The 12,958-nt window shown below is 38.1% G+C and carries 11 protein-coding genes; 5 read left to right on the top strand and 6 right to left on the bottom strand.

What is annotated here, in order from left to right:
- Positions 1–124 precede the first annotated feature (124 nt).
- Together recA and VF06_RS20280 are read right to left on the bottom strand one after the other, a co-directional pair.
- The gene (recA, locus tag VF06_RS20285) at positions 125–1,201 is read right to left on the bottom strand and encodes a recombinase RecA (RefSeq protein WP_099067232.1); all 1,077 of its coding nucleotides are present in this window, start codon (positions 1,199–1,201) and stop codon (positions 125–127) included.
- A 394-nt stretch (positions 1,202–1,595) separates the two neighbouring features.
- The gene (locus VF06_RS20280) at positions 1,596–3,080 is read right to left on the bottom strand and encodes a bifunctional metallophosphatase/5'-nucleotidase (protein ID WP_099067231.1); all 1,485 of its coding nucleotides are present in this window, start codon (positions 3,078–3,080) and stop codon (positions 1,596–1,598) included.
- Between the two features lie 382 nt (positions 3,081–3,462).
- Between VF06_RS20280 and VF06_RS20275 the strand changes: the two genes are divergently transcribed.
- Both VF06_RS20275 and VF06_RS20270 read left to right on the top strand, forming a co-directional pair.
- A complete protein-coding gene (locus VF06_RS20275) occupies positions 3,463–3,813 on the top strand; it encodes an ArsR/SmtB family transcription factor (protein WP_099067230.1) in 351 nt (116 codons plus the stop codon).
- A gap of 33 nt (positions 3,814–3,846) precedes the next feature.
- Entirely contained in the window at positions 3,847–4,842 is a 996-nt protein-coding gene (locus VF06_RS20270; RefSeq protein ID WP_099067229.1) for an SRPBCC family protein, read from the top strand.
- 98 nt (positions 4,843–4,940) lie between these two features.
- Here the strand turns inward: VF06_RS20270 and VF06_RS20265 are convergent, their stop codons facing one another.
- Complete coding sequence (locus VF06_RS20265) at positions 4,941–6,617, bottom strand: dipeptide ABC transporter ATP-binding protein (RefSeq protein WP_099067228.1); 1,677 nt, start codon at positions 6,615–6,617, stop codon at positions 4,941–4,943.
- A 251-nt stretch (positions 6,618–6,868) separates the two neighbouring features.
- On the opposite strand from VF06_RS20265, the gene VF06_RS20260 reads away from it, so the two are divergent.
- The gene (locus tag VF06_RS20260; RefSeq protein WP_099067227.1) at positions 6,869–7,129 is read left to right on the top strand and encodes a hypothetical protein; all 261 of its coding nucleotides are present in this window, start codon (positions 6,869–6,871) and stop codon (positions 7,127–7,129) included.
- 281 nt (positions 7,130–7,410) lie between these two features.
- Here VF06_RS20260 and VF06_RS20255 read toward each other — a convergent pair whose 3' ends face one another.
- Together VF06_RS20255 and VF06_RS20250 are read right to left on the bottom strand one after the other, a co-directional pair.
- Positions 7,411–7,689, bottom strand: a complete 279-nt coding sequence (locus tag VF06_RS20255; protein WP_099067226.1) for a hypothetical protein — start codon at positions 7,687–7,689, stop codon at positions 7,411–7,413.
- 324 nt (positions 7,690–8,013) lie between these two features.
- Entirely contained in the window at positions 8,014–8,532 is a 519-nt protein-coding gene (locus VF06_RS20250; protein WP_099067303.1) for a protein tyrosine phosphatase family protein, read from the bottom strand.
- Positions 8,533–8,835: 303 nt separating this feature from the next.
- On the opposite strand from VF06_RS20250, the gene VF06_RS20245 reads away from it, so the two are divergent.
- Both VF06_RS20245 and VF06_RS20240 read left to right on the top strand, forming a co-directional pair.
- Entirely contained in the window at positions 8,836–9,339 is a 504-nt protein-coding gene (locus VF06_RS20245) for a GNAT family N-acetyltransferase (RefSeq protein WP_099067225.1), read from the top strand.
- Between the two features lie 47 nt (positions 9,340–9,386).
- Positions 9,387–10,292, top strand: coding sequence for a beta-1,6-N-acetylglucosaminyltransferase (locus VF06_RS20240; protein ID WP_180267296.1), 906 nt, complete (start codon positions 9,387–9,389; stop codon positions 10,290–10,292).
- Positions 10,293–10,491: 199 nt separating this feature from the next.
- Here the strand turns inward: VF06_RS20240 and VF06_RS20235 are convergent, their stop codons facing one another.
- Positions 10,492–12,567, bottom strand: a complete 2,076-nt coding sequence (locus VF06_RS20235) for a LysR family transcriptional regulator (protein WP_099067223.1) — start codon at positions 12,565–12,567, stop codon at positions 10,492–10,494.
- Positions 12,568–12,958 lie beyond the last annotated feature (391 nt).

Genomic DNA, 12,958 nt, shown 5'->3' with positions numbered 1-12,958 from the left:
TAAAGTGCTTACTACGAACCTTTCAAAACTTTTGGGACAGACCACTAGTCAATTTATGACTGTTAACCATCAATAGTCAACAGTCAACACAAAATTACATCCCCTTTTGAGCGGTGAGGTGAGCTTATTCTTCTTCGTCTAATTCGATTTCTTCTTCTTCATCTTCATTGGACTTTGAGACAGAGTTAGCAGAAACAACAGCACCTTTATCTAGCTTTTCCCGTACTAATTGCTTGATTTGTTCAGCAAATTCTGGCTTTTCTTCTAGATATTTAATGGCGTTGTCTCGTCCTTGGGAGATATTATCGCCGTTGTAGCTGTACCAAGCTCCTTTGCGGATAATGATGCCAGTTTCTTCTGCCAAATCCACAATGCAACCCAAAGTAGAAACACCTTTACCAAAAATAATGTCAAATTCCGCTATTCTAAAAGGCGGCGCTACTTTATTTTTGGCAACTTTGACTTTGACGCGGTTACCAAATTCATCTGTACCTTTTTTCAAGGTTTGAATCCGGCGAATATCCAAGCGCACGGAAGCATAAAACTTCAATGCGTTACCGCCAGTTGTGGTTTCTGGGCTTCCGTAGGTAACACCGATTTTTTGCCGCAACTGGTTGATGAAAATAACTGTGCAACCTGATTTACCAATATTACCAGTGATTTTACGTAAAGCTTGACTCATCAACCTTGCCTGAAGACCAACGTGAGCATCACCCATATCGCCTTCAATTTCAGCGCGGGGAACTAATGCAGCCACCGAGTCAATAACTACAATATCAACCGCAGCAGAACGAACCAGCTGATCGACAATTTCCAAAGCGGCTTCTCCTGTATCAGGTTGAGAAACCAGCAAATTTTCAATATCTACACCCAATGCCGCCGCGTAGGTGGGGTCAAGGGCATGTTCGGCATCAACAAAGGCAGCGATACCACCTTCTTTTTGTACTTCGGCGATCGCATGTAAGGCTACTGTGGTTTTCCCGGAACTTTCCGGCCCGTAAATCTCAATTACCCGTCCCTTGGGTAAACCGCCTCCCAATGCCAAATCCAAGGTTAGCGCCCCACTGGAAATTGTCTCTACCCGCATCCGGGTAGCATCTCCCAGACGCATGATTGCTCCTTTACCGAAGCTACGCTCAATCTGGTTGAGTACTATATTTAATGCTTTTTGCTTGCCAGAAGTATCGGTATTGATAGCCATTAGAGCCTCTAAGTATATGGGTTTTTAGGAGTGTGGATTTAGATTGTGAGTAGAACAGATATACTATTTTAACCAGAAAATTCTGGAATAGGACTTCTCAGATTAAAAATCAACTGTGACAAGATCGTAACTCGATCGCCATCAGATTAGGGTAGTCTTCTCCAAGTAAAGCAGAGACAAGTACACGTCTTACATATTACAAATCTTATGGGGGTCGGCATCCTGCCCGCAGCTGTGTACCTCGTTTAGATGAAATGCACTGTAAAGTTTTGATAAGAATAGGATACTATTATAATCTTTAGTACTCTGCCAACCCAAAAATGCGCTTCTTTCGGGCTGGGCAAGGGGGAAGGGATAAAAGGTAAGGGATTTCAAACCTTTCCCCTTTTCCCCGCTATTTTTGCAGCTTTAACTGGTCAATCAGCACAAAACGAATATCTCGTTTTTCGGCAATCAGTTTAATTCCCGGTTGTTGAAGATTTAAGAAGTCTAATCCTTGTTCTTTACCACTGATTAAAAAGTCATTGATAGCAATTTTGTACGTGCGTTTCAGGTCAAGAGGTTGGCCTTGAATCAACCAATTTTTTGAATTTGCTTGTTGAGTAACTTTAGCTGTTTGCAGATAACCACCGGTTCCTTTATTAGCTTGTCCTCGCTCTAATACTCTTTGCAAAAGCGCACCATTTATTTCTACTGCAACAACTTTACCGCCAAAAGGTAGTATCCGAATTACATCGTACTGGGTAATTGAACCTGGCAAAATCACATCATCCACTCGAATTGAACCGCTATTAAATACGGCTAAGTCTGCATCAGGTATTTCCTTTAACATTGACTGGGCAATTAATTCTGTGAGTTTTGTGGATTGATTGCGGACACTAGATTCTAGACCATCTAAAGGAAATGTTAGTTGAGCAATTTGCTGATTTGGTTCAAAACCGTTGGCGCGAAATGCTTGATAACCTCGCTTTAGCCATTCTTGGACTATCTTTGCGGTTTTTGGTTCGTCAGGAATTTGCTCGGTAATCGGTACGAGTCGGGAATTTATTGCAAGGCTTCTTTTGATTGAATCGTAACTCAATTGGTGGACATAAACTGTACGTGCATTAGCATCTGCTTTAAAAATCGGTGTAAAATCTCGACCCCGCCATTGCTGAATATTTTCATGCTCGTGACCACCCAGAATTATGTCTATTTCTGGTATAGTTTCGGCTAATTTGCGGTCATCTTCAATAGATAGATGGGTAAGAGCAACTATAATATCTACTTTACCCTTGAGTTTACTAACCTGCTGTTTGGCTGTTGCAATCGGATCGGTGTAACTGACATACTTTGGCTGATTGCTATCAAGGGTAACAGCAATTAATCCTACCCTCACCACAGCCCCGCCATCACCTTTAACATTGAATACAATTTCGCGGGGAACACCTTTGAAGGGTTGCCCTGTGCTATCAGATACATTACTGGAAACCCAACGAAATCGAGATTCTTGCAATCTTTGATAGAACAGGTCTTCTGGTAGGTCAAATTCGTGATTGCCAAAAGTCGCATAGTTAAGCCCCAAAGCGTTCATTACAGCTACCATTTGCTGACCAGCCAGAGGTATACCGTTAATTTTGGCAGTTCCTAAAGCAGAAGGGCTAAGAGTATCTCCAGCTAACATAGTGTAGGTGCGGGGATTCTCCTGATAAAGTTGTTGTCGTAAGGTTGCAACACGCGCCAAACCCCCACGTGTTCCACTTTCCACAGGAGTAATTTCGTAAATATCGTTAAGTTGCAACAGGTTAATCTTAACGATTTCTGCTAGCCCAGGAGTAGTTAAAATTACTGTTGCCAATACTGAAAAAATTACACTGCACCCTTGGAGAATAAGTTTCATATTTAAAAGTGAGGGCTATTGTCATAAAGTTTACAAAGCTGTTGCTGATATTTGTAAATAACAGCACCTTGTGAGCAAATGACTAAAGCATACCGTAGCAATTTGACATCCGAAAAGTGGGAGTTGATTCAATACTGCTCGCTTTGTGCATTTTCAACTCGGAATTTGGTTTTGGGAAAAGGTGAGCCAGCGCGGTCTTGGGGGTTTCCCCCATGAGCGACTGGCGAACCCCGAAGGGGTTAAAGGGGAAAGGGGAAAGGGGAAAGGTTTCAAATACATCCTTTACCCCTTACCCCTTGTTAAAAATTAGCTCTTGACATCTTTGACTAGTACATTTAACCTAGTAGTTAATTAACTGAGTGGTTAAATACTTCCATCTTAAATGTCCAGCGATCGCTTGAGCCTTACCTTTGCTGCCCTCGCCGACCCAACCAGGCGGGCAATTTTAGCTCATCTTGCTAAAGGCGAAGCATCGGTGACTGAACTAGCCCGACCCTTTGAGATGAGCCTACCTGCCATTTCTAAACATCTCAAGGTGCTAGAACGTGCTGGATTGATTGTACGGAGTCGAGAGGCTCAATGGCGTCCTTGTCGGTTAGAGGCAGAACCGCTTAAGGACATAGCAGATTGGATCGAGGAATATCGCCAGTTTTGGGAACAGAATTTAGATCGTTTAGACGAATATCTACAGGAATTGCAAGCAGAGGAAAACAAGTCCGATCGCGAATCTTAATGTGCGATGGTTCCATTGTTAAGGAGAAACATCATGTTGAAACAAAATGACTTTGCTTCCAGTGAATCTGAACGCAAGATTGTTATTACTCGTGTCTTCAACGCACCACGAGAACTTGTATTTAAGGCATGGACAGAGCCAAAACACATTGCACAATGGTGGGGGCCAAAAGGCTTCACAACCCGCGTCACTGAACTGGATTTTCGTCCGGGGGGGCGATCGCGCTACGTTATGACTGGCCCAGATGGCACGGAGTACCCCGTCAAAGGTGTTTTCCGCGAAATTGTGCCTCCAGAAAGGATTGTCAGCACAGATGAATTTGATGAAGGGTTTGAACAAGTCATCAACGTTGAACTACCACAGGGAATCGTGATGACAGCAATATTTGAGGATTTGGATGGTAAGACCAAACTCACACTAGAGATTGTGCATGAATCTGCTAGCGATCGCCGCAAGCATGAAGAGATGGGTGTTGTTGCCGGCTGGAACTCCACCTTTGATTGCCTCGACGAATTCCTGGCCCAACAAATCGAACAGCAGCACAATGGTTTCACACTCACCTTACCATCGGATCGGGAAATCTTCATAACTCGCATCCTCAATGCCCCGCGCCGCTTGGTATTTGAGGTATGGACTCAACCAGAACATGTTAAACGCTGGTTTGGAGGTTGCAGCACCATGACAATGACCGTCTGCGAAATCGACCTACGCGTGGGAGGCAGCTGGCGCTATGTCTTGCATGACTCCAGCAACGGTAATGACCACGGGTTCTCAGGAGAATATCGTGAGATTGTTCCACCAGAAAGATTAGTATCCACCGAACGCTACGAACCAGTTCCCAACAGCGATAGTTTGAACACACTGACTCTCACCGAAGAGGAGGGAAAAACAATATTACACATCCATATCCAACACCAGTCCAAGGAACAACGGGACGGACATCTGCAATCAGGTATGGAAGTGGGACTGCGTCAGACTCTAAACCGTCTCGAAGAACTTTTGCAATCCATATCAACTGTTTCAGGGTGAGGTAGCGAGATTATTTGTTGAGGTTGGGAATTGGGCAAGCAGGGCATTGGGAATTTTTTCTTGGCCAATGCCCTACTTTCTCCATTACGATCAAATCCTTAAGTGCGTGCTAACAATGGAGCAGCAGCTAGTAAGGTTTTGGTATAGGGGTGCTGAGGACTGGCAAAAATCTTTTTGGTTTCGCCGAGTTCAACAATTTTACCGCCGTTCATTACGGCAATGCGATCGCACAAAAATCTGGCTAACCAAAGGTCATGAGTGATGAACAGATAAGTTAATTCAAATTCTTCTTTTAATTGCAACATCAAATCTAGGACTTGTGACTGCACGCTAGCATCTAACATACTCACCGGTTCATCGCAAATCACCAGTTTCGGGTGAGTAATCAAAGCACGAGCGATCGCTACTCTTTGTTGTTGTCCTCCAGACAAATCTGAGGGATAACGTTCATAATAAACTTCTGGTGGTGTTAAGCCAACTTTTTCTAACATCCACAAAACTTGTGATTTTGCCTTTACAGAATCAGCAAGATGATGAATAAATAAAGGATCGGCTATACTTTGTCCCACTGTCATTGCTGGATTGAGACAAGCATGGGGATCTTGAAACACCATTTGTATTTGTCGCCGTGAAGAACGAATTTCTGGAGGCGAAAGTTTAGTTAAATCCTGTCCTAAAAACTCAACTTTGCCAGCAGTAGGACGAATGAGTTGCAAAATTGTCCTTGATAATGTGCTTTTACCACAACCTGATTCACCAACTAAACCGAGAATTTCTCCCGGATAAAGATCCAAATTAATCCCATCTACCGCTTTAATTGTCTCTGATTGTCTGTTAAACAGTCTTTCAATAAAATTAGGTTCTATAGTGTAATATTGTTTGAGGTCTGTGACACTCAAAATCGGTGACTTTTCTTTAATATTTGCTAATTTTTTTTCTTCCCCGCTTTCTATTCCCCATTCCCCAGTCTCTATTTCATCCACTGATTGAATATGTAAAGCTGCTTTGAGGAGGGATTGAGTGTATTCGTGTTGTGGTTGTCTAAAGACAGCTTGCGTCGAACCCATTTCCACCATTTTCCCGTGGTACATAACGCCAATGCGATCGCAATACTCAGCTACCATTGCTAAATCGTGAGAAATCAGCAGTAATCCCATGTTTTCTTCACTGCACAGCCGAGTTAATTCCTGTAATATCTGCGCGGAAACGGTAACATCTAAGCTTGTGGTGGGTTCGTCTGCAACAATTAACTTGGGACTGAGAAGTAAAGCTAAAGCGATGGCTACCCGTTGGCGCATTCCGCCGCTAAATTCATGAGGATACTGATTCCAGCGACTCGCGGGGATATTTACTTTTGCCAATGTTGCAAGTGCTTTTTCTTTGGCTTGCGCTGCTGATAATTCTGGTGAATGTGCTTGCAAAGTTTCCAAACAATGCTTACCAATAGTCATCAAGGGATCGAGGCGCGTCATCGGATCTTGAAAAATTAAAGCGATGGCTTCCCCGCGAAATTTCCGCAACTGATTAGGATTCAAGTCAAAAACTGACTGTCCCTCAAATGTCACTCGTCCCTCAACGCGACTAGAAGGTGGTAGTAATCGCATTACCGCGCGTCCGATAGTTGACTTACCGCAACCAGACTCCCCCACCAATCCCATTTTTTCTCCGCGTTGCAGAGTGAAAGATACATCATCAACCGCCCAGCTTGGTGCTTCTTCACTTCGTTGAGGATAAGCAACTCGTAGATTTTCGATACAAAATAAGGCTTCACTCATACTTACTTATTACCCTGGGCTAACAGCTGGGATAATTTTAAATTTTAGATAGTTTAGCAGATTATTTTTAGACCGTACCTCTTGAAGAAAGACTTGGCGCTTTGTCCTGAGAAACACAAATGACTAAATATCAAGAAGAATTTTCGACCAAAAAATAGGTTTTAAGTCTGAAAAAATCGGATACTATTCCTTTCGTAAAGATCCTTTGACATATAATAAATTTAAATTCTCTAGAGAATCAAATTAAAATAATGGCTAAAATTGTAATTTATACCTTGCTTGATAAGCAAATCAAGGAATTTTTTCACAAGCTGACCCTAGAGAAATTAGAAGCTATTCTGGGAGGCTTTTATCCTGCTAGTTTTCATATAGTCAATATCACTGACTCTGTAGGAATTAATCCTCAAGGAGGAGATAATACATATGAAGCTGTGAACCATTCAATCAGCTACCATGATAATAAAATTAATAGTATAGACTATTCACGATCTATTTATAATAACTTTGTTTAGGATTTATTAAGTAACTGTAAGACAAGACTTTATTCAAATTATTCTCAATTATCTTGTATATAAAACATCTAATTTTTTTTAAATAAGGCAATAGGAAATAGGGAATGAAATTGTTCTCTTCCCTACTCACTATTGTCCAAAAATCAGTAAATTCATCAATCAAATAGAAGTTCTACAGCAATCCCAAATAATTTGTGAAATATTACCTGTTAGGGTTGTTGACAGTTAACAGTCAACACCTATATTGTTCACAACTGAAATAGGATTGCTATATGTATTAACTAATGATGATCGGTTATGCCTTGGTCAGTTTCTACTAAACGTGACATTAACACGTCTGGCTTTCTACTAATCACAGACTGAACTTTATCAATTGCAATTACTTCACTGATTTTTACAACCATTTCCCAGAGAGTATCTTCCTCTGTATCTTTGTTATAAGTTCTATGTTTAAACCATAACAAATCATCCCAAACTCCGATAATTGTAGCAAAATACCACTTTTCTCGTATTAGTATCCAGATTTCTTGTTCTAAGTAAGTTTGTAGGAGAGATTTCACAATGCTTGAGATTCTAAAAAAATATTGTGCTACATATTAAGTAAGTATTAATGTATTTAACAACAGTAAAAATACTGTCATTTGTTTGTATAACGAATATTAAAAAAATTTAAAATTTATAAAGCAAAACCAGCTTTAAACTACGATTTCATAGATATTTGAGATGATAATTTTTTTACCTTTATAAAACTTGCCAGTATAATATAGAATTTTTAGCTTTAGTATCAGATACTACAGACAATTAGCGTATCAAAAGGCGTCGGCAAAACCCATTTACTCTAGAGATGGAATTGAAGACGCCTGGATACTGTTGAGTGTTAGCTGTTAACTTTTAACTCTTAACTGTTGATTGTTGATTGTTAAAAAACCATCACTAACTGTTACTGCTACTTTCGTATGTTTGTTAACATAATCCACAAACAATTGTTTCAATCGAGGACTAACACCAGCGTGTTCAAAAAACCCGAAGCCTACATTACGAGCTTTTGATAAGATTTGCTCTGGTGTTAATCCTTCTTTGATTGCGACACTCAATAATGCAATTCCAGTGGATCGCATCCCTGCTGCACAATGAACAACTGCTGGCTTAGGAATTTGTTCGAGTGTTGTCAGTATTTTAGTAATTAATTCTTCATTTAGCGCTTCTAGTTTCAGTGGCACATTGGCATAGTACAACCCTAGTGTTTCAGCTACTCGTTGCTCATCATGGGAAAATCCCAACTCATCAGGCGATCGCAGATTTAAAATTGACTTAAAACCTTCTTGTTTAGCTTGCTCAAGCTGTTTTGGGATAACTTGTCCTGTGGTTGTCAAGGTTTCGTTAATTTGTATGGCGTTGATCACATTCACTCCTTTTTATTTTTCAATTTCTTGTAGCTTCATAAATGCCCTTAAAAGCAAGCTTCGACAAGATATTTAAATAAAGACAACAAAATTCAGCAAATTTTACAAATTATCTCTTGATTATTCCTGAATTTGCTTTTTGGTTTGATTGTTTTGTTGCTTTAACCATAATATACGGTTTGTCGATAGATTTAGTGTACATTGAAATATATTATATATTCTAACGATAAATTTACCTGAGTTTATATTTTGAGTGGACTTGATATTCTCAAAGGCATGTCATCTAAGTGCAGTCTGAAAACGATGAACGCCACTAAAATCTCTCTAAGACGTGCTGAGGAAAAAGATGGGTGGGTGCTGAGTGCAATTCATATTGCTGCTATCAAAGCTCTACCAGCAACTTTTTATACAGAAAAAGAACTTTTAGCTTGGCGTAACAATCGCAACCAGCCTGATGCTTCAAATATTTTAAAAAATATGAAATTGGAGTCTTTATGGGTTGCGGTGGAGGGAGATATTGTTATGGGTTTTACCAGTTTTGTTGTTGATGAACTGATTGGGTTATACGTCCATCCAAAATATCAAGGTCAAGGTATTGGACGTACTTTAGTTGAACATTTTTGTTATCTAGCTAGGGATGGAGGTATAGATAAAGTAATTACAACTGCGAGTCTGTATGCAGAAGGATTTTATTTAAAACTGGGATTTACTACAATTCAAAGAGCGCCTCATTATTTGAGAAATGGGATAATTGTCCCTGTTACTAAGATGAGTAAAATATTAAATAATCCTGAGGTAAGAGTATAAAAATCAAGTATTTTGGCTTCTAAATGCACAATTATACTAGCCAATCTATGAAAATTGCATACATTATCTTAGCTCATAAATATCCCGAACAATTAAAGCGTCTGATTCATCGACTTAATACAGAAGATGTTTCATTTTTTATACACATAGATAAAAAAGTAGAAGCGAAAATATATCATCAGGTAGTTACCCTATTAAAAGATTTTCCCAATGTTTTTTTTCTCAAAAGATTCAATTCAGGATGGGGAAGTTTTGATGCTGTGAGAGCTAGTCTTGAGGGGATAAAATCAATAGCTAAAACGGGTATAGACTTTGATTATGTTATACATTTATCCGGTCAAGATTATCCAATTAAATCAAATACACATATTAAAAAGTTTCTCGAACAAAATAAAGGTAAAGAATTTATAGAATATTTCCCATTACCTTGTAATAAATGGGAAGGAGGCGGTTTAAGAAGAATAGAGTATTGGTATATTCGTTGGGGTAATCAGTATATTGCTATTCCGGAAAAGCGTGAATTTAAATCTGTTACTCACTCTTTTATATATTCATTTTTGATTTCCTTTTTGCCTAAAAAACGTAATTTTTTTGAAGGCTTTACTCTTTATGGAGGTTCTGCATTTTGGTGTTTAACCGGAGAATGCATAAAGTATATAGATAATTTTGTCAAACAAAACCCTAAGTTTGTTAATCGTTTTAATTACACTCATATAACAGATGAAATTTTTTATCAAATACTTATTTTAAATTCCACATTTCAAGACAAAATAATTAACGACCACTTAAGGTATATAGATTGGGAAAATATTAACGCACTCCATCCCCGAATTTTAGGAACAAATGATTTTGAAAACATTAAGCAATCAGAAAAATTATTCGCTAGGAAATTCGATCAAATTATAGAACCACATATATTAGATATGATTGATGAAATGATTTATAGACGATGATATAAACCGCTTCTACTTTAAAATCTTTAGTTTTTTGAAAATCGGGTTTTATTTTATTTACAAATCCTAAACTCTTCCCCGTTCCTTTTTGAAAAAGTCTACTTCTCAACTTGGATGAAGTTTAAGATTGCGATCGCAACTGATAAAACTTAGACAAAACAAGATTTTTCAGCCCGTCTCCAGTCCCTTGTTATGGCAATTAATATGCATTTGCATTGGTATTATCATCTTTGATGGAGACATCGTAATTATTATAGAGAACTTTCATATATCTGCTAAACTGTTCTTCTAAAAAATAGCTACTTGAGAACTCACTAGAAAAGGAAACCTGATGAAAATGGTAATCCAAATTCAGCAGGTTGTAGACAAGTCGCAAAAAATAATCATCTATCCAAAAATCCACATCAAAAAGTGAAATTCCATATTTTCCTTCCAACCTACGATTTAAAGTTTTCAGCAACCAAGACCATTGGGGTTTAAGTGTCGGATCGATGCGATTACCAAATACAGGATTAAAAAATTGATTTATCTGTGACTCTTTCACATTCATGACTTTACTTAATAAATCTATTGCTTGAATTTGGGATGAGTGAAACCAATAGTTAGCAACTAGTAAATCATGTAAATAAGCAATCACCAGTTTAGGGTTTTCTTTAATGAATTGTGAACGACAAACAATTCCTCTAATGGATGGAATATTTAAACTAATTGTTTGAGCGAAAGATAGCTTTTTAACAAAAGCATATCCTTCTAGAATAGATGCAAAAGTGTAACAACATACGTAGGCATCTATAGTTTTATCTGCTAGACTTTTGCTAGCTTCACGAGGATTTTCATCCACTAATCTACAATCTTGATTGACATCCATATTATAGAGGTCAAATAGAGTAATAATGAATCTATGAGCGTGAGAACCAAATAAGGTAGAAATCTTTTTTCCTTTGAGATCCTGAATAGTATTTATCGTTGCATCCTTATGAATCACAATATTAATATCCTGTCCCAAAAGATTATAGGAAGCAATGCCAATTAATTTAGAACCAAAACTGAAATCATCAAAAAATTGACTACCGTTATTCAAAAGAGAAATATCATCTAAAATACAAATATCTAGTTCTCTCCGTTTCATTTGTCGATTCATCTGTTCTCCAGAGGTAAATGGGAGAATTTGTAAATCAAAATTGCGATTAATTTCAATATTTTTAAATATAGGCTGTTCCAGTAATGCAGATGATTTTTGTAAATCAAAAATATACTTAGTCACATATCCAGCTACAAATTGTCCAATGGAATCACTCTGAATTCCAACCTTCAAGACATTTTTTTCTTTGGTATTACAGGTAGCTATGATTATATTTACATTGGGCAAACTTTCTAAGTTGTCTCTATCAAGTCGGAAACTTCTCACCAAACTCTCAGCAGATATTAACAATTCACTCCAGCGAGGAACATGAATATAAATGCCATATTCATGAATATCTTCAATAGGCAAAAACATTGCCTGATATTTAGATATGATATCAGCTTGACAAAAATCTGGTAAGATTGTTAATTTTTGATTGATTGCAGCATAATTTAGTAATTCATCATAATTTTTTAGCTGTTGCACAGAATTTAATTTATCAATTAAAAATACATTTTTAGCAAGTTGCTGATGCACTTCATCTAAAAGTACAATATTATCGAAATAAATATCATTTATTTTAACTAAATGATGCCCATTGAAAGATTCATGTCCGCCAAATGAGACTAACAACATTTTGTGAGTTGTTAATCTAGTACAGTGGTGTTCTTGCTTATATCCAGAACAACTGTTGAGTAAGAGATCCATTTTTAGAAGTTTAAAATCAGTAAAAAATCTGCTACGCTGTACAGCGATTGCTTTGATATTTCTACCTGGAAAACAAAGCTGAAATCGTTGCAAATGCTGTTTGAGCCAGACTTCTAAGATTAAACTAGTAGCCCCTAATATTAAATCTTCACCGTCAGCACTAAATGTTGCTTGAAATTCTTCTCGGAGATTTTCTACAGTTTTGACGATATTAATTGTTTGAGAAATTAATTTCTTACCCTTATTAGTCAAGGATACAGAGCCTGGAGAACGATTGAGGAGAGTTACACCAAAATAATCCTCGGTTTGCTTTACCTTTTTGCTAATCAATCCTTGACTATACCCTAGTTTTTGTGCTGCCTTGGAGAAGCTGCCACATTCATCTACTGCTTGTAAAATTTTGATGTGATTAAGGGTAATATCTTCAAGCTTACGCTTATTCATAATAATGTTAATTTAGGTAAGGTCAATGGTTCGCTACCATCCCCCACAGACGGGAGACCAAATTCCAAACTGAAGTGGCACAAATTCTTTTCCAGTACTTGTTGCTAGGAAACCTCAAGCAGAATAAGGTAAGTACGTGTAAGTATCGTATTTTATTATTTTACACTATCACATTTATGTGGATGGAGTTTTTTACATAAAGCCGTCGCCTATTACGGGATGGAATAGTGTGCTAATTGCCTGATTTTTGCTAACTTAGACTGTATTCTCATGATACTTAAGTATCCATCACACCTAGTGGTCTCCCAACCCAAAAATGCTGGGTAAACGCTAAGGGATTAAAAACCTTCCCCTTTCCCCCTTCCCCCTTCCCCTTTCCCCCTTCCCCTTA

Origin of the sequence: Nostoc linckia z4 (assembly GCF_002608075.1) — a bacterium.
Taxonomy (GTDB): domain Bacteria; phylum Cyanobacteriota; class Cyanobacteriia; order Cyanobacteriales; family Nostocaceae; genus Nostoc; species Nostoc linckia.
This window is presented reverse-complemented; position numbering and strand designations above follow the sequence as displayed.

Bases quoted from the DNA above. Each gene is read 5' to 3' on its own strand.
- recA (WP_099067232.1), bottom strand. From the start codon at position 1,201: ATGGCTATCAATACCGATACTTCTGGCAAGCAAAAAGCATTAAATATA.
- VF06_RS20280 (WP_099067231.1), bottom strand. From the start codon at position 3,080: ATGAAACTTATTCTCCAAGGGTGCAGTGTAATTTTTTCAGTATTGGCA.
- VF06_RS20275 (WP_099067230.1), top strand. From the start codon at position 3,463: ATGTCCAGCGATCGCTTGAGCCTTACCTTTGCTGCCCTCGCCGACCCA.
- VF06_RS20270 (WP_099067229.1), top strand. From the start codon at position 3,847: ATGTTGAAACAAAATGACTTTGCTTCCAGTGAATCTGAACGCAAGATT.
- VF06_RS20265 (WP_099067228.1), bottom strand. From the start codon at position 6,617: ATGAGTGAAGCCTTATTTTGTATCGAAAATCTACGAGTTGCTTATCCT.
- VF06_RS20260 (WP_099067227.1), top strand. From the start codon at position 6,869: ATGGCTAAAATTGTAATTTATACCTTGCTTGATAAGCAAATCAAGGAA.
- VF06_RS20245 (WP_099067225.1), top strand. From the start codon at position 8,836: ATGAACGCCACTAAAATCTCTCTAAGACGTGCTGAGGAAAAAGATGGG.
- VF06_RS20240 (WP_180267296.1), top strand. From the start codon at position 9,387: ATGAAAATTGCATACATTATCTTAGCTCATAAATATCCCGAACAATTA.
- VF06_RS20235 (WP_099067223.1), bottom strand. From the start codon at position 12,567: ATGAATAAGCGTAAGCTTGAAGATATTACCCTTAATCACATCAAAATT.